The following is a 17,331-nucleotide window of genomic DNA, read 5'->3' as shown; positions in this document are numbered from 1 at the left end:
TTCGCTTCGGTATATGAGGTGCAAACTGTGCGATAGATCACGCTTTGTTAATGCGTGAAAAAGAGTCTTTAAATATAGATTACTGATAATAATATAAAAAATATGGAATAGCCGTAACAGGAAGATTTTCACTTTCAGAACATTCGATTGCAACGAGTTATGAATACCGACGCCGAAAGCCCCTGCTTATAATAGGGAAAAGCTATCTTATCGATAGTTTATCCCCATGTAATTGCTTGATACTTATCAAAAACCCTTCGCCTGTATTTCCTATGATGGCTATGTCTAATAAAGACATACGCCTGATTTATGTTCATCTTCTGGGCCATAATATCTCACTATAGTGAGGGTAAAATAATGAAAATCATTACCCGTCTTACCGCGATAGCCATAGCAGGCATTGCGATTTGTTATTTAGGATTATCTGGTTACGTCTGGTATCACGATAATCAACGTAGTAAAGAAGCTGATGTGCAAGCCTCAACGCTGGAAGACAATAATAAAATCCTGGGTTTTTTACGGGAAAAGGGATGCGATTATTGTCATACCCCCTCTGCTGAACTGCCTTTTTATTCCTCTTTTCCCGTTGCTAAGCAGTTGATGAATTATGACATTCAACTGGGCTATAAATCTTTCAACCTTGAAGCAGTACGCGCCGCGTTGGTCGCGGATAAACCCGTCACGCAAAGCGATCTGAATAAGATTGAATGGGTGATGCAGTACGAAACAATGCCGCCAACGCGCTATACCGCGCTGCACTGGGCCGGTAAGGTCAGTGATACGGAGCGGGAGGAGATTCTCGGCTGGATCGCTAAACAGCGCGAGCGTTACTACGCCAGCGCGGATACGGCGGCGGCGCATCGCAATGAGCCGGTTCAGCCTGTCCCCGAAAAACTGCCGGTTGACGATCAAAAAGTCGCACTGGGTTTTACCCTCTACCACGATGCCCGTTTATCGGGTGACAGCACCATCTCCTGCGCGCATTGCCATGCGCTGAATGCGGGCGGCGTGGACGGCAGGAAAACCTCCATCGGCGTGGGCGGCGCGGTAGGGCCAATCAACGCGCCAACGGTGTTCAACTCAATCTTTAACGTTGAGCAATTCTGGGATGGTCGCGCGCCGACGTTGCAGGCGCAGGCTGGCGGGCCGCCGTTAAACCCGATTGAAATGGCCTCTAAATCCTGGGATGAAATCATTGGGAAACTCGATAAAGACCCGGTGCTAAAACAGCAGTTCACGGCGATATATCCGCAGGGCTTCAGCGGAGAAGCGATTACGGATGCCATTGCCGAGTTTGAGAAGACGCTGATTACGCCAAATTCGCCTTTCGATAAGTGGTTACGAGGGGATGAAAATGCGCTGACGGCGCAGCAGAAGCATGGCTATGAGCTGTTCAAAGAGAATAAATGCGCGACCTGTCACGGCGGTATTATTCTCGGTGGGCGTTCTTTCGAGCCGTTGGGTCTGAAGAAAGACTTTAATTTCGGCGAAATTACCGCTGCGGACATTGGACGTATGAACGTCACCAATGAAGTTCGCGATAAATTGCGTCAGAAAGTGCCAGGATTACGTAACGTTGCGCTGACCGCGCCGTATTTCCACCGGGGGGATGTGCCAACCCTCGACGGAGCGGTGAAACTGATGTTGCGTTATCAGGTGGGGAAAGAGATTCCGCAGAAAGACATTGATGATATCGTCGCGTTTCTGGAAAGCCTGAACGGGGTGTATACGCCGTATATGCAAGGAAAATAAAAGAATGCCGGATGACGGCTGAAGTTTTATCGGGTCTACGGAAAACCGCATGCGTAGACCCGATAAGCATAGCGCCATCGGGCATGGCGCCGGATGGCGACGTAAACGCCTATCCGGCCGACAGGATCGTCACACCATCCGGCGCTTATCGACGATTAACGCATTGTCACGAACTCTTCCGCCGCCGTTGGGTGAATCGCCACGGTGTTGTCGAAGTCTTTCTTGGTGGCGCCCATTTTCAGCGCGACCGCGAAGCCCTGCAACATTTCATCCATCCCGAAGCCGATGCCGTGAATACCGACAATCTTCTCGTCTTCGCCGACGCACACCAGCTTCATGCGGCAGGGCTGACGGTGAGACGTTACCGCAGTGTACATGGCTGTGAACGATGATTTGTACACTTTCACCTGGTCGTCGCCGTACTGTTCGCGCGCCTGTGGTTCGGTCAGGCCCACGGTGCCAATCGGCGGGTGGCTAAAGACCACGGTCGGAATATTGCTGTAGTCCAGATGCTCGTTCGGCTTGTTGTTGAACAAACGTTCGGAGAGACGACGACCCGCCGCCACGGCGACTGGTGTCAGCTCAACCGCACCGGTGTTATCGCCCACCGCATAAATACCTTCCACGCTGGTATTCTGGAATTTATCGACGACGATGTACCCTTTTTCGTTGGTTTTCACGCCGGCGGCGGCAAGGTTAACGTTGTCGGTTGCCGGTTCGCGGCCAATCGCCCAAATCAGGCAATCCACCGTTTCGCTGCGACCGTCTTCCAGTTGCAGGGTCAGGCTGCCGTCGGCGTTTTTCACCACCGCTTTCGGGATCGCGTGGGTGTGAAGGGTCGGGCCTTCTGTGTTCATCACTTCAACCAGCGTTTCGGTGATCATCGGGTCAAAGCTGCGCAGCGGCGCGTGTTTACGCACGAACAGGTGCGTTTGGGCGCCCAGGCCGTTAATCACACCAGCCAGTTCTACGGCGATGTAACCTGCGCCGACCACCGCAACGCGCTCCGGCAGCGCAGGCAGCGCAAAGAAACCGTCGGAGTCGATACCGTATTCCGTACCCGGAATGGACGGATGGCTCGGGCGACCGCCGGTGGCGATCAGAATGTGATCGGCAGTGATCGTTTCCCCATTCACTTCAAGGGTTCTGGCATCCACGAAGCGGGCGAAGCCTTTGATCACATCCACGTTATTTTTACCCAGCACGTTGTCGTACGAGGTGTGAATACGGTCGATATAGGCCGTGCGGCTGGCAATCAGCGTGTCCCAGTTGAACGCGTTGATGGTGGTGTCAAAGCCGTAGTCCGGGCCGTACATATGGATCGCTTCGCGAATCTGCGCGGCATGCCACATCACTTTTTTAGGGACGCAACCGACGTTGACGCAGGTGCCGCCCAGCTCTTTGGCTTCAATCAACGCACATTTCTGACCGTACATAGCGGCACGGTTAATCGAGGCAATACCGCCGCTTCCGCCGCCGATCGCGATGTAATCATAGTGTTTGGTCATGACCGCTCCTTCATGTTCATTGTAGGGCGAATGAGCGCAATGCCATTCGCCAAAATATTCGCGATTGTATACCTGGAATTAAAAGGTTCCACCGATGGCTGTGATTACTCTGGCACGATCCAGCTGACGGAAGCGTGCCCGGTGCCCGCTGGAACCAGCTTGCTGTGCAGCCACGGCAGCACGTTGTTCATCTGTTGTTCCAGCTTCCACGGCGGGTTAATGACGATCATGCCAGAGGCGGTCATGCCGCGCTGGTCGCTGTCCGGGCGTACTGCCAGCTCAATTTGCAGGATTTTGCGGATTCCGGTGTCTTCCAGGTCGTGAATCATGCGTTTAATTTGCTGGCGTAACACCACCGGATACCACAGCGCATAGGTGCCGGTGGCAAAGCGCTTATACCCTTCGCTGATGCCGCTGACGACCGCCTGATAATCGGTTTTCATTTCGTAAGGCGGGTCGATGAGGATCAGGCCGCGACGCGAAACCGGCGGCAGTTTGGACTTCAACTGCATATAGCCGTCGGCACGCTCCACGCGGGCGCGGCTGTCTTTTTGAAACTCAGAACGCAGCAGCGGAAAATCGCTTGAATGCAGCTCCGTCAGTTGCAGGCTGTCCTGCTCACGCAGCAGCTGGCGGGCGATGAGCGGGGAACCCGGGTAGTAACGCAGTTGCCCGTTACGGTTAAAGTGCTCTACCACGCCGATATAAGGCTCCAGCTCGGCCGGTAAATCGTCCTGCTGCCAGATGCGGGCGATCCCTTCCATATATTCACCGGTGCGTTCGGCGTGTTCGCCGCTCAGCTGATAACGGCCAGCGCCAGCGTGCGTGTCCAGATAAAGAAACGGTTTCTCTTTCTCTTTGAGCGACTCGATAATCAGGCTCTGAACAGTGTGTTTGAGGACGTCGGCGTGGTTGCCAGCGTGAAAGCTGTGGCGATAACTGAGCATGGGTAATTAAATTCCGCTGAAATAGACGATTTGTCACAGTTTACAGCAGAAAAGGGCAGATTACCCGTAGGCCGGTAAGCGCAGCGCTACCGGGTATTTTTCCGCTACGCTCGCCATTGAAATTCACTACACTTACCCCCATCTGAAACAAATATGCACAGCGCCGGATGCGCGCTTCATTCACCTCATTCAACAGGACAGCGCTTATGACCAATCCATTACTGACGCCTTTCTCGCTACCGCCGTTTTCCCAAATCCAGCCTGAGCATGTGGTGCCTGCCGTGACAAAGGCGCTGAATGACTGCCGTGAAAACGTGGAGCGGGTAGTGGCGCAGGGCGCGCCGTACACCTGGGAAAATCTCTGCCAGCCGCTGGCGGAAGTGGACGACGTGCTGGGGCGCATTTTCTCTCCGGTCAGCCACCTGAATTCCGTTAAAAACAGCCCGGAACTGCGCGAAGCCTATGAGCAGACGCTGCCGCTGCTGTCTGAATACAGCACCTGGGTTGGTCAGCACGAGGGTCTGTACAATGCGTACCGCGACCTGCGCGACGGCGACCATTACGCGACCCTGAACCTCGCGCAGAAAAAAGCGGTTGATAACGCGCTGCGCGATTTTGAGCTTTCCGGTATTGGTCTGCCGAAGGAAAAACAGCAGCGCTATGGTGAAATCGCCACTCGCCTGTCCGAGCTGGGTAATCAGTACAGCAACAACGTGCTCGACGCCACGATGGGCTGGACGAAGTTAGTGACTGACGACGCGGAACTGGCGGGCATGCCGGAAAGCGCTCTTGCCGCCGCGAAAGCGCAGGCGGAAGCGAAAGAACAGGAAGGCTGGCTGCTGACGCTGGATATTCCAAGCTATCTGCCGGTGATGACCTACTGCGACAACCCGGCATTGCGTGAAGAGATGTACCGCGCCTATGTGACGCGCGCCTCCGATCAGGGGCCGAACGCGGGTAAATGGGACAACAGCCCGGTGATGGAAGAGATCCTCGCGCTGCGTCATGAACTGGCGCAGTTGCTGGGTTTCGACAGCTATGCCTTTAAATCGCTCGCCACCAAAATGGCGGAAAACCCGCAGCAGGTGCTGGATTTCTTAACCGATCTGGCGAAACGCGCGCGTCCGCAGGGCGAGAAAGAGCTGGCGCAACTGCGCGCCTTCGCGAAAGCGACGTTCGGCGTCGATGAACTGCAACCGTGGGATATCGCGTACTACAGCGAGAAACAGAAGCAGCACCTTTACAGCATCAGCGATGAGCAACTGCGCCCGTACTTCCCGGAAAACAAAGCCGTGAACGGCCTGTTTGAAGTGGTACAACGCATTTATGGCATTACGGCCAGAGAGCGTAACGATGTGGATGTCTGGCATCCCGACGTGCGCTTCTTCGAGCTGTATGACGAAAACAACGAACTGCGCGGCAGCTTCTACCTCGATCTGTATGCGCGTGAGCACAAGCGTGGCGGGGCGTGGATGGATGACTGCGTCGGCCAGATGCGCAAAGCCGATGGCTCGCTGCAAAAACCGGTCGCCTACCTGACCTGTAACTTTAACCGTCCGGTTAACGGTAAACCGGCGCTGTTCACGCATGATGAAGTGATCACCCTGTTCCACGAGTTCGGCCACGGTCTGCACCACATGCTGACCCGCATCGAAACGGCGGGCGTTTCCGGCATCAGCGGCGTGCCGTGGGATGCGGTCGAACTGCCGAGCCAGTTTATGGAAAACTGGTGCTGGGAGCCGGACGCGCTGGCGTTTATCTCCGGTCACTACGAGACCGGCGAACCGCTGCCGAAGGAACTGCTGGATAAAATGCTGGCGGCGAAGAACTACCAGGCGGCGCTGTTTATTCTGCGTCAGCTGGAGTTTGGCCTGTTCGACTTCCGTCTGCATGCGGAATTTAACCCGGAACAAGGGGCGAAAATTCTGGAGACGCTTTCTGAGATCAAAAAACAGGTCGCCGTGGTGCCGGGGCCGTCATGGGGTCGCTTCCCGCACGCCTTCAGCCATATTTTCGCCGGGGGATATGCGGCAGGTTACTACAGCTATCTGTGGGCCGATGTACTGGCGGCGGATGCCTTCTCGCGCTTTGAGGAAGAAGGCATTTTCAACCGCGATACCGGGCAGTCGTTCCTCGACAACATCCTGACTCGCGGCGGTTCGGAAGAGCCGATGGAGCTGTTCAAGCGCTTCCGTGGCCGTGAACCGCAGCTGGACGCGATGCTGACGCACTACGGCATTAAAGGCTGATAGCGTACGTGAAGATCTGCTTAGTTGATGAAACAGGCGCCGGAGACGGCGCCTTATCTGTTCTTGCCGCCCGCTGGGGGTTAGAGCATGACGAAAACAACCCGATGGCGCTGGTGCTGACGACTGCGCATCTGGAGCTGCGTAAGCGCGATGAGCCGAAGCTTGGCGGCATCTTTGTCGATTTTGTCGGCGGGGCGATGGGCCATCGCCGCAAGTTCGGCGGCGGTCGCGGCGAAGCGGTCGCGAAAGCGGTCGGCATTAAAGGCGATTACCTGCCGGATGTGGTCGATGCGACGGCGGGACTGGGGCGCGATGCTTTTGTGCTGGCTTCCGTGGGGTGTCGAGTGCGCATGCTGGAGCGCAACCCGGTGGTCGCGGCGTTGCTGGATGACGGTCTGGCGCGCGGGTATGCCGACCCGGAAATCGGCCCGTGGTTGCAGGAACGCTTGCAGTTGATTCATGCCTCCAGCCTGACGGCGCTGACGGATATCACGCCGCGCCCGCAGGTGGTTTATCTCGATCCGATGTTCCCGCATAAGCAGAAAAGCGCATTGGTGAAAAAAGAGATGCGGGTGTTTCAGTCGCTGGTCGGGCCGGATCTTGATGCCGATGGTTTGCTGGCGCCAGCGCGCCAGCTGGCGACCAAACGGGTCGTGGTGAAGCGCCCGGATTACGCGCCACCGTTAGCGGATGTCGCCACGCCGAACGCGGTTGTCACCAAAGGCCACCGGTTTGATATTTATGCCGGTACGGCGTTGGTGGAGTAACGAATTGCCCGATGGCGCTTCGCTTATCGGGCCTACGGTTCAGTGCAGGGTACGCCGCCATCCGGCAAGGCTGACTAAACAAACGGCGCCAGCGGATCGGCAATCTCAAACGCCACGGCTCTGTCGGCCTTCGGTGGATAGATCAGCTCGCTGACAATCGACAGCTTGAGTTTTTTCGCTTCCGCACGCGTCAGTTTTACCTGCTGATCCCAGCCTTCGGTGTAGACCGCGCCCCATGCGCCAAGATCCAGACAGGTGACATAGTTTTCCTGACGATACGGCAGAGGAGCGACCTCCAGCAGGTCAGCGGCCGCGTTATTCCCGGCAAACTTGCCCAGCAGAATAGCGTGCTGGCAGGTCATTAACGCATGATTGCCTTTGTCATCGGTTGCGGCGTACGCCACATCGCCAGTGGCATAAATGTCATCGTGACCCACCACCTGAAGCTGAGCATTCACATGTAAACGCCCCTGACGGTCGCGTGGAGCGTCAATCTGCCCGGTCAGATCGTTCGCCTGAACGCCGACGGTCCAGATGACGGTTTGCGACGCGATGGTTTGCCCGTCTTTCAGCGTGATGCCCGTTGCGTCCACGCTTTCCACTTCCGTATTCACCAGCCACTCCACGCCCAGCTCTGCCGACGCTTCGATAATCACGTTGCGCAGTTCTTCGCTGTAGCGAGCGCCAGGCTGCGGGCCGCGTTCAACTACGACTACTCTGGTCTTAGCATCAGCGCCGAGAATATCACGTAAACGGCCAGGCAACTCCAGCGCCATCTCGATCCCGGTAAAGCCGCCGCCGCAAACAACAACGGTATTGCGTGCGTCGCTTTCTTCTTTGTTCGCCAGATCCTTCAGGTGCTGCTCCAGTACGGCGGCGCTTTCCAGTTGATCCAGATCGAACGCATGCGCATCTGCGCCCGTTACGAGTGAACGGTTAACGTGGCTGCCGCTTGCCAGAATCAAACGGTCGTAGCGATGTAAGTGCGTTTTGCCGGAGGCATCTGCCCAGCTCACCTCTTTTGAGTCGGGAAGGATCTGCGCAACCGTCCCGCGCAGGAAGTTGACGCCGGTTTCGTCGAACAGCGGTTGCAGGGGAGCGACCAGCGTCTGGACGGCATTTTCATAAAAGCGAGGGCGTACGCGAAGTTCGGGTTGTGGGGCGATAACGGTGATATCAATTGTGTCATTCTGGTGTTTATCTGCCAGACGGGCGGCGCTCAACGCGGCCCACATCCCGGAAAAACCTGCACCAACGATCAGAATTTGTTTACGCATTTAGGTTGCACTCAATGTTAACGATGAAGTTATTTACTCGGATTTTATTGGTCGTAGTTAATGAATGCAATGTCATTTGTGCGATCCGGTGGAAAATGATCCAGATCTGTTGGTTATCATTATGATAAATAATGAATTAAATTTTAATTCCTAATGTGCTGTGGTTCTCTGTCTGGCAAGCGCCTGTCGAAAAAGCTACAATAACTCAGAATTATTTTGGCTGAGATAAGAGCATGGCATTCTACAGTTCCGGGGTTGAGTACGGCATCCATAGCCTGATGTGTATGGTGGACAGCAAAGGCGACGCCCGCGATATGAGCGTTCGCGAAATTGCTGACCTGCAAAGCGTGCCCTACGACTATCTGGCCAAGATTTTTACCCGTCTGTCGAAAGCGGGCCTGGTGCGCAGCATCGAAGGCAAAGGCGGTGGTTTTCAGCTCGCCAGGCCTGCCGAACACATCACGGTGCTGGATGTGGTCAACGCCATTGACGGTGACAAGCGCATCTTTGAATGCCGTGAAATTCGCCAGCGTCTGGCTGTTTTTGATGAGCAGCCTCCGGCGTGGGCCTGTGAAGGTATCTGCGGCGTGCGCTCGGTAATGGACATGGCGCAGCAGCGTATGGAAGAAGCGTTAGGGCAGCATACCATTCTCGATCTGGCGCGTAAGATGTACCGCAAAGCGCCAGAGACCTTTGTGGTTGAAGTGCAGGAATGGATTGACGCGCGTAAAGGGTAAATGCCCGAACGCAGGCCGGATGCGGCTATGTCCGCATCCGGCGCTGACGCTTATTTACTGCTATCCGGCGTATTAATCATCCGGTTCAACCACGGCACCATAATCGCCATCACAACGGTGACCGCCAGTGTGACGAGGCCTATTTTGCTGAACACGCCGGTGTAGATAGGCAGCGTCTGGAGCGGGTCGGTGATATTTTCCGGTACGGCGGTGAAGGTTGCGACATAGCCGCCCAGCAGGAAAGCCGCCGCCTGCGTCAGGAACCACATCCCGAGAATAAAGCCCATCAGGTGCTGAGGCACCAGCGCGGCAACCATTGCCAGCCCCAGGGCGCTAATCAGCAACTCACCCAGACTCTGGAACAGGTACACCAGCACGATAAACCACGGTGAAGTCAGCCCCTGCGCATCGGCGAACCACATGCCTGCGGCGGCGGCGGTCAGAAAGCCCAGCGAACAGAGGAACATGCCCAGCGTAAACTTCATCGGCATGGTCAGATCTTTGCCTTTGCTCCCCAGACGCGTGTAAATCGCCGCCAGTACCGGACTGGCAACCACCACCCAGAACGGGTTCAGCGCCTGGAAGCTGACCGGGTTAATGGTAAAACCGAGAATATCGTGATGTACGTTATTGATTGCGAAGAAATTCAGCGATGTAGGCATCTGTGCGTACAGAATATAAAACAGCACCGCTTCAAGCATCAGGATAAAAGCGACGAACATTTTGTTGCGTCCGGTTTTATCCAGACGAAACGCTTCACGGAAGAAGAAAATGATGACCACAATCGACAGGACGATCAGCACCAGGTTGGCGATTTTTACGTTATGCATCAGCCAGGCGCAGAGGAAAATCATGGCGACGGTGCCGATCAGTACGGCGAGCAGATTACGGAAGCTCAGCGGCTTATGGTCTGGCTCTGAACCGATATCTTTCACCATACCGCGACAGGCGAAGTAGACCAGCAGCGCGACAATCAACCCGGCGCCGCACAGGTTATAGGTAACGGCATAGCCGAATTTGTCGGCGATGACCGGGGCGAGGGAGAGCGACAGCAGCGACCCGATGTTAATCGACATATAAAACAGGGTGAACGCGCCGTCCAGACGGGGGTCTTTGGGCAGGTAACACTTGGACAGCAGGCTCGCAGGGTTGGCTTTAAACAGTCCGTTACCGACGGCAATCGTCCCTAGCGCGATAAAAATCAGGTTCGGTTTCAGTAACGATAACCCGGTCATGAAGTAGCCGATCGCCAGGACAATCGCCCCCAGTACCAGGGTACGCTTAGTTCCCAGCAGGTGATCGCCAACGTAGCCGCCAATGGATATCAGGCCGTACACCAGTGCGGCAAATGCGCCAAAGGTGATAAATGCCTGTTCCTGAGAGAAGCCAAGCTGTTTAACAAAGAAAACCGCCAGGATGCCCTGGACGCCGTAATAGCCGAATCGCTCCCATAATTCTACAAAAAAGATCATGAAGAACGGACGGGGTTGCTGTAGCAAGCCCGTAGGTGCAGTTGTATTCATATTCCTTCGCCTTTCAATGCCATCCCGAAAAGTATGAACGCGTATGCCAAAACGCGCCGAAAAAGTCTGACTCTGTTATAGACTGCGGTCATTAACCGAATGAATAGATTATTATAGAGATGGTTTTCGATCTAATTAGTTGATCACACTAATTATGATTTGTGGTCTGGAATGTTGTACTGGAATGCGTTCGAGGGAAGGCATAAACAAAAACGCCCGCATTGGCGGGCGCTGTGTATATCGGGCTGATGAATGCCAGGCCGGATAAGGCGTCAGCCGCCATCCGGCACAACAGGAACTTACTCTTCTTCGTCGCGCAGCGGAACAATCAGCATGTCGACATGCACGGTATTAATCAACTGGCGTGCTGAAGACATCAGTTTGCTCCAGAAGTCCTGATGATGACCGCAAACGACCAGATCCATATCGTATTTTTTGATCGCGTCAACCAGTACCTGACCCAGATCGCCGCTGCCGCTCAGGGTTTCGGTGATAGGGTAACCGGCATTGGTGGAAAGTTCGGTCAGCGCATGGTGTGTTTCTTCAGAGATGCGTTTTTGCATATCGCCCAGATTCACGTCGATCAGGCCGGTGTACAGGTCAGAGTAATTGACATCAACGTGGATAAGAGAGACTTTCGCGTTGTAAGGACGCGCCATTGAAACCGCTTTTTCTACCAGAACTTTACTTTCCGGGGAAAGGTCAACCGCGATGAGAATGTGTTTGTAAGCCATAGTGTTACTCCTTCCATAAGTTGTCGATGACTAGCCAGCTAGCGTTTCTTGTGCCGCCACGTCACCCGCGTCCTGCGAACTACAGCGCGGGGCTAGCCCAGCCGAGAAGTGAATGTAAAGACTATCCTTACATTATAGCGACCTGGATAATCCGTCAATCCGCCTTGCTTGCCAATCAGTTAAACAAAATTTTCAGTTAATTGCATTGATAGCGGTTAACCTTCTGGCAAAAAAATTAACTGATCTCCTACACTATTTAATAGAGCCGTTCGGATGCAGGGCACTGGCGTGAACGGTTTAGCAGGACTCTTTCACTGAACTGTCTGGCTGAGTATCGGGGGAGCGGTAGTCCCGGAGAGGAGCTCCGTGGGCGGGTCGCCGGGGAGGAGGTATGATAAGCACCGTCGCATTATTCTGGGCTTTATGTGTCGTTTGCATTGTTAATATGACGCGCTATTTCTCATCGTTACGCGCGCTGTTAGTGGTACTGCGTGGTTGCGATCCATTGCTCTACCAATATGTGGATGGAGGTGGCTTCTTTACCTCGCATGGTCAACCCAACAAACAGATGCGTCTGGTGTGGTATATCTACGCGCAACGTTATCGCGATCACCACGATGATGAATTCATCCGCCGTTGTGAACGCGTTCGCGGCCAGTTCATCCTCACCAGCGCATTATGCGGTCTGGTGCTGATCAGTATGGTTGCGCTGTTGATTTGGCACTGAGCAAAAATAAAAAAGGCGAGGATATCCTCGCCTTTTTATCATCCGGCTCAGGGCGCAACTGTGAACCGGAGGTCTGAGATATTGTCCTGAATCGAGATAACTTTACCGCTATAAGAAATGCTCACCGCCCCGTTTTTATCTGGGCTGGCATTCGTAATAGTGCCAGTACCCTCAATGACGGGAGATTTCGTAGAGAGTTGCTGGATAATGTCTGTGTCTTTGCCCTCTAGCTTATTCGACAGATAATATCGGTAAATGGTAGGTACGGTTGCGCCACCCTGATGATTCACAGTCATGTACAGCCAGACGCAATCTGAAACTTGATAAACGCGCTGCAACTCGTCGTCACTGAGAGGGGCGGGCTGATGATTTAACCAGGCAAAACCTGTAACCACGATGAGAAGTACAAGCGTGACAAGCCGATGGAGCCATCTAATAGCCGTTCTGAATGGCATAGTCTATTCCTTCTCTGATATTGCGCTGATCCGTTGGGTCATCACCGTAAGGTGGTTTATCGTACCATTTACCCCATTCAGGTTTTGAAGTACCTGCGCGGTTCTGAGCCCAACCCCCGCCAATAAGGAGGATCTTTGCAGGAATGCCTGCAGCAGTCCCTGCGGCACCGAAGTTGAAATTGCCAAATGCTGCGAAATACGGATCGAATTTTTTATAATCCCATGGGCCGCCATTTCTGACTTTTTGATAGAACCAGTAGTAAGTAGAAGCCGTGGCCATATTACGAGACATTCCATTTTGGCGTGCTTCACGCATGTTGTTAGCTATAACAATTGAACCAGGGCCAGGGGTTGGAACGGAAGCCATACATCCTCCAGTGTTCGGTTTTAATCCTGCCCGGCATGATAGTTTCTCGTGTATCGATAATCTGAACAAAAAGTGTTCAGATTTTCCTAATGAAAGTAGAGAGTTAATAGAAAAACAGCGCATATAAAAAAAGCGGGTCAGTTTCCTGACCCGCTCAATACGGTTGATTCTGCATTCCTTTGCCTGATGGCGCGTCGCTTTAAGGCCTACGTGCTGCGTTTTTGTAGGCCGGATAAGGTATCGCCGCCATCCGGCACGGTCGCGCTTAGATAATCTTCAGCGAGATCCAGTACAGCACGCCGGACAGAATAATCGCCGCTGGCAGGGTAAACACCCAGGCCATCAGAATGCTGGTGACCGTTTTGCGCTGTAGACCGCCACCGTCCACAACCATTGTCCCCGCGACGGAGGAAGAAAGGACGTGCGTGGTGGATACCGGCATACCGGTGTAGCTGGCGAGACCGATAGAGACTGCGGCCGTCATCTGCGCCGACATCCCTTGCGCATAGGTCATGCCTTTCTTACCAATCTTCTCACCGATGGTGGTCGCCACGCGGCGCCAGCCGATCATGGTGCCAATACCCAGCGCCAGCGCGACGGCCATGATTATCCAGATCGGCGCGTACTCAATGGTGCTCAGCATATCGGTTTTCAGTTTTTTCAGCAGACGCTGGTCGTCATTGCTTACGCCAGGCAGCTTCACGACTTTATCGGTCGTGTCGGAGATGCACAGCATAATGCGACGCAGCTGGCTACGCTGGTCAACGCTTAACGTGTCGTAGCTTTCCAGATTCGCCAGCATACCTTTCGCGCGATCAAGCGCATTGATGGTATTCGCCGGGTGGCAATGGAACTCTGCGGGTTCTGTCGCGCCCGGTTCCGGTGCGGGAATCAACTGATCCACGCCGGTGACTTTTTTCAGCAGATCAGGGTGCTGCTGGAAGTACGTTTCGACGTTGTTGATGGCGTCGCGGGTACGGGTAATTTCATAGCCGGATGCGTTCATATTGACGACGAAGCCCGCAGGCGCCACGCCAATCAGAACCAGCATGACCAGACCAATGCCTTTCTGACCATCGTTAGCGCCATGAGAGAACGCCACGCCGATAGCCGAGAGGATAAGTGCGATACGCGTCCAGAATGGCGGCTTTTTCTTACCGTCTTTCTTTTCACGTTCAGCAGGGGTCAGGTGGATACGTGCGCGCTTTTTAGTGCCGCTCCAGTAGCGACGCAGCAAAAAGATCAGACCGCCAGCAAACACCAGGCCTACGATAGGGGAGACAATCAATGACCCAAAGATATTGATAACTTTAGGTATATTTAGCGCATCCACCACTGAAGTGCCGGTCATCATTGCATTGGTTAAACCGATACCAATGATAGCGCCAATCAGCGTATGGGAACTGGAGGCAGGCAGACCAAAGTACCATGTACCGAGGTTCCAGATAATGGCCGCCAGCAACATAGAGAACACCATAGCGAGGCCATGTGCGGAACCCATGTTAAGCAGCAAATCCGTAGGCAACATATGCACGATGGCATAGGCTACACTCAGACCGCCCAGTAGAACGCCAAAGAAGTTAAAGACCGCAGCCATAACAACCGCCAGTTGCGAACGCATCGCACGGGTATAAATCACGGTTGCCACTGCGTTGGCTGTATCATGGAAGCCGTTAATCGCTTCGTAGAACAGCACAAAAGCCAGAGCAAGCAATAATAAAAGCCCGGTATGTAAATCCAGGCCAGCAAACAAATGTAGCATAGGACGTTACGCCATTTTGAGGACATGAACGCGGCGCATTATCAGTGACTTTCGCGGCGCGGGCAAAGTGAAATATAGACTTTTTTTGATATAACGCCTGCTTAATGCCATGCCACTAAAGAATTATCTTATAGAATTCAATTAAATACTCATATCCATTGATTTTGTCGCTGGTGCGACCACTGAGGAATCTTTACAATTCACGCCCTGTTTTCAGAGAGGATCGCAAAGTGGAAAGGTTTGATGCCGTTATTATAGGCGCTGGCGCGGCGGGTATGTTCTGTGCGGCGCAGGCCGGTCAGGCGGGGCGCCGCGTGCTGCTCGTCGATAATGGTAAAAAACCGGGGCGTAAGATCCTGATGTCCGGCGGCGGGCGCTGCAACTTCACGAATCTGTATGTCGAACCTGCTGCCTATCTGAGCCAGAACCCCCATTTCTGCAAATCGGCGCTGGCGCGTTACACCCAGTGGGACTTTATCGATCTGGTGGGCAAACACGGCATCGCCTGGCATGAAAAGACGCTCGGCCAGCTGTTCTGCGACGACTCTGCGCAGCAAATTGTCGATATGCTGGTGGCGGAATGCGAAAAGGGCAACGTGACGATACGCCTGCGCAGCGAAGTGCTCAGTATTGCGCGTGATGACGAAGGGTTTACCCTGGAACTGAACGGCATGACGGTCGCGGCGAAAAAAGTGGTGATCGCCACGGGCGGTCTCTCCATGCCCGGTCTGGGCGCGTCGCCGTTGGGTTATAAAATTGCCGAACAGTTTGGTCTGGATGTCCTGCCGACCCGCGCCGGGCTGGTGCCCTTCACGTTGCATAAACCGCTGCTGGAGCAGCTTCAGGTGTTATCCGGCGTTTCGGTGCCTGCGGTGATCGCGGCGCAGGACGGTATGGTATTCCGTGAAAATCTGCTCTTTACCCACCGTGGGCTGTCAGGCCCGGCGGTTTTACAGATTTCGAGTTTCTGGCAGCCCGGCGAATTTGTCAGCATCAATTTGCTGCCGGAGGTCGATCCTGATGATTTCCTCAATGAACAACGTTGCGCGCACCCGAATCAAAGCCTGAAAAATACGCTGGCGATGCAGTTGCCGAAGCGCCTGGTGGAATGTTTACAGCAGCTTGGGCAGATCCCGGATGTTTCCCTGAAACAGTTGAACGCACGCGAGCAGCAAGCGCTGATTGAAACGCTGACCGAATGGCGCGTACAGCCTAACGGTACGGAAGGCTATCGCACGGCGGAAGTGACGCTTGGCGGCGTGAACACCGATGAACTTTCTTCGCGCACGATGGAGGCCCGAAAAGTGCCGGGGCTTTATTTTATCGGCGAGGTGATGGATGTCACCGGTTGGCTGGGGGGCTACAACTTCCAGTGGGCCTGGTCGAGCGCGTGGGCATGTGCGCAGGCGCTGAGCGAAGGATAACGGGTTTGCCCGACCTGAGAGCGGTCGGGCGCAGTTGTCAGTTCAGGCCAAGAAAATACTGGGCGATTTTAAAGTAGATAATCAGTCCGGTGCCGTCGATCAGCGTGGCGATAAACGGCGCAGAGACCACCGCAGGGTCGATGCCGATGCGCTTGAGCACCATCGGGATCACTGATGACACCACCGCGCTCCACAGCGTAATGCATACCAGCGTCAGGCTGACGATCAGCGTGATTTCCACGCCGATACCCATCATCCAGGCGCGCAGACAACCCGCCAGGCCCAGCGTTATGGCGATCAGCAGCGAGGTCGATGCCTCTTTGCGAATGACCCGCCCCATGTCGCGCAGCCGCACTTCGCCCAGTGCCATTGCGCGCACCAGCGTAGAGGTTATTTGCGTGCCGCTGTTGCCGCCGGTGCCAATCAGCAGGGGGATGAAGAAGGCCAGCGCAATCGCTGACTCCAGCGCCTCTTCGAAATGTTGCAGTACGCTACTGGTATAGGCTTCCGCCACAAACAGCAACAGCAGCCACACAGAACGTTTCTTCCACAGCGTCCACGGGCTGATGTCCAGATACGGTTTCTCCAGCGGCAGCGTCGCCCCCTGGCGCTGCACGTCTTCAGTGACGTCATCTTCCAGAAGATGGGCAATCTCTTTTTCCATCAGGCAGCCGACCAGCTCGCCTTTATCGACGACCGGCACCAGATCGAGCTGGCGTTCGGTCAGCTCGGCAATGATGTGTGGACGTTCGTCGTCGGGTTTGACGCGAAACAGGCAACTGTCCATTAAGGCGCGGATAGATTGCGCCGTGTCGCTTGCCTGCAAAAGTTTCTTGATGGATAAAACCCCGCGCAGCTGTTTTTCCGCAACCACAAACACCTGGCCGGGAATATCATCTGAGGTGAGTTGCGACACAAAGAATTCACGCGCCTCATGAACGCTGAGATGATCCGGCAGCGTAATAAAATCGGTACGCATATATTGCGCGATAGCATCGCCGTCAAAAGCCGGAGCCGGGTGATGTGCGTTGCAAACGTGGATGGATGACATTGATGTAATTCCCTATAAAAAGCTCTCATAGGGGCGAACAAGACAGGATGA

Annotated in this window: 15 protein-coding genes; 6 read left to right on the top strand and 9 right to left on the bottom strand. The window is 54.4% G+C overall.

Annotated features, from left to right (window positions below):
• The first annotated feature begins 357 nt into the window (after window positions 1-357).
• Window positions 358-1,752: a cytochrome-c peroxidase gene (locus OGX80_RS06395; protein ID WP_047460433.1), complete on the top strand. Its 1,395-nt coding sequence runs from the start codon at window positions 358-360 to the stop codon at window positions 1,750-1,752.
• A gap of 155 nt (window positions 1,753-1,907) precedes the next feature.
• Here OGX80_RS06395 and gorA read toward each other — a convergent pair whose 3' ends face one another.
• Together gorA and OGX80_RS06385 are read right to left on the bottom strand one after the other, a co-directional pair.
• Window positions 1,908-3,260 (bottom strand): glutathione-disulfide reductase, encoded by a 1,353-nt coding sequence (gene gorA, locus OGX80_RS06390; RefSeq protein WP_115181011.1) that lies wholly within the window; start codon window positions 3,258-3,260, stop codon window positions 1,908-1,910.
• Window positions 3,261-3,364: 104 nt separating this feature from the next.
• A complete protein-coding gene (locus tag OGX80_RS06385) occupies window positions 3,365-4,207 on the bottom strand; it encodes a 23S rRNA (adenine(2030)-N(6))-methyltransferase RlmJ (RefSeq protein ID WP_012135639.1) in 843 nt (280 codons plus the stop codon).
• 206 nt (window positions 4,208-4,413) lie between these two features.
• On the opposite strand from OGX80_RS06385, the gene prlC reads away from it, so the two are divergent.
• Together prlC and rsmJ are read left to right on the top strand one after the other, a co-directional pair.
• A complete protein-coding gene (gene prlC / locus OGX80_RS06380) occupies window positions 4,414-6,456 on the top strand; it encodes an oligopeptidase A (RefSeq protein WP_081353211.1) in 2,043 nt (680 codons plus the stop codon).
• A gap of 8 nt (window positions 6,457-6,464) precedes the next feature.
• The gene (gene rsmJ / locus OGX80_RS06375) at window positions 6,465-7,223 is read left to right on the top strand and encodes a 16S rRNA (guanine(1516)-N(2))-methyltransferase RsmJ (RefSeq protein WP_115181012.1); all 759 of its coding nucleotides are present in this window, start codon (window positions 6,465-6,467) and stop codon (window positions 7,221-7,223) included.
• Between the two features lie 74 nt (window positions 7,224-7,297).
• Here rsmJ and OGX80_RS06370 read toward each other — a convergent pair whose 3' ends face one another.
• On the bottom strand, window positions 7,298-8,500 hold the full coding sequence (locus tag OGX80_RS06370) for an NAD(P)/FAD-dependent oxidoreductase (protein ID WP_012135635.1): 1,203 nt from the start codon (window positions 8,498-8,500) through the stop codon (window positions 7,298-7,300).
• A 233-nt stretch (window positions 8,501-8,733) separates the two neighbouring features.
• Between OGX80_RS06370 and OGX80_RS06365 the strand changes: the two genes are divergently transcribed.
• Window positions 8,734-9,237 (top strand): RrF2 family transcriptional regulator, encoded by a 504-nt coding sequence (locus tag OGX80_RS06365; RefSeq protein WP_012135633.1) that lies wholly within the window; start codon window positions 8,734-8,736, stop codon window positions 9,235-9,237.
• Window positions 9,238-9,287: 50 nt separating this feature from the next.
• On the opposite strand, the gene dtpB is transcribed toward OGX80_RS06365, so the two are convergent.
• Together dtpB and uspA are read right to left on the bottom strand one after the other, a co-directional pair.
• Window positions 9,288-10,760 carry a dipeptide/tripeptide permease DtpB gene (gene dtpB / locus OGX80_RS06360; protein WP_047460450.1) on the bottom strand — a complete coding sequence of 491 codons (1,473 nt, stop codon included), beginning with the start codon at window positions 10,758-10,760 and terminating at the stop codon, window positions 9,288-9,290.
• A gap of 299 nt (window positions 10,761-11,059) precedes the next feature.
• Window positions 11,060-11,494 carry a universal stress protein UspA gene (gene uspA / locus OGX80_RS06355; protein WP_000323571.1) on the bottom strand — a complete coding sequence of 145 codons (435 nt, stop codon included), beginning with the start codon at window positions 11,492-11,494 and terminating at the stop codon, window positions 11,060-11,062.
• A 391-nt stretch (window positions 11,495-11,885) separates the two neighbouring features.
• Between uspA and uspB the strand changes: the two genes are divergently transcribed.
• Entirely contained in the window at window positions 11,886-12,221 is a 336-nt protein-coding gene (gene uspB, locus OGX80_RS06350; protein WP_115181013.1) for a universal stress protein UspB, read from the top strand.
• A gap of 47 nt (window positions 12,222-12,268) precedes the next feature.
• On the opposite strand, the gene OGX80_RS06345 is transcribed toward uspB, so the two are convergent.
• From OGX80_RS06345 to pitA, 3 genes are all read right to left on the bottom strand, one after another.
• Window positions 12,269-12,676: a hypothetical protein gene (locus OGX80_RS06345; protein WP_110493687.1), complete on the bottom strand. Its 408-nt coding sequence runs from the start codon at window positions 12,674-12,676 to the stop codon at window positions 12,269-12,271.
• The gene (locus tag OGX80_RS06340) at window positions 12,654-13,043 is read right to left on the bottom strand and encodes a polymorphic toxin type 44 domain-containing protein (RefSeq protein WP_071259290.1); all 390 of its coding nucleotides are present in this window, start codon (window positions 13,041-13,043) and stop codon (window positions 12,654-12,656) included. Before OGX80_RS06340 ends, OGX80_RS06345 begins: the two co-directional genes overlap by 23 nt.
• A 265-nt stretch (window positions 13,044-13,308) precedes the next feature.
• Window positions 13,309-14,805, bottom strand: coding sequence for an inorganic phosphate transporter PitA (gene pitA, locus OGX80_RS06335; protein WP_012135626.1), 1,497 nt, complete (start codon window positions 14,803-14,805; stop codon window positions 13,309-13,311).
• A 230-nt stretch (window positions 14,806-15,035) separates the two neighbouring features.
• Between pitA and OGX80_RS06330 the strand changes: the two genes are divergently transcribed.
• Window positions 15,036-16,229, top strand: a complete 1,194-nt coding sequence (locus OGX80_RS06330) for a BaiN/RdsA family NAD(P)/FAD-dependent oxidoreductase (RefSeq protein WP_115181014.1) — start codon at window positions 15,036-15,038, stop codon at window positions 16,227-16,229.
• A 37-nt stretch (window positions 16,230-16,266) separates the two neighbouring features.
• Here the strand turns inward: OGX80_RS06330 and OGX80_RS06325 are convergent, their stop codons facing one another.
• Entirely contained in the window at window positions 16,267-17,280 is a 1,014-nt protein-coding gene (locus tag OGX80_RS06325; protein WP_049011520.1) for a magnesium transporter, read from the bottom strand.
• Window positions 17,281-17,331: the final 51 nt, after the last annotated feature.

Origin of the sequence: Citrobacter sp. CK194 (assembly GCF_030333395.1) — a bacterium.
GTDB lineage: Bacteria > Pseudomonadota > Gammaproteobacteria > Enterobacterales > Enterobacteriaceae > Citrobacter_B > Citrobacter_B koseri.
Note: the sequence above shows the minus strand (reverse complement) of the source record. Positions and strands in the feature narration are given on the sequence as shown.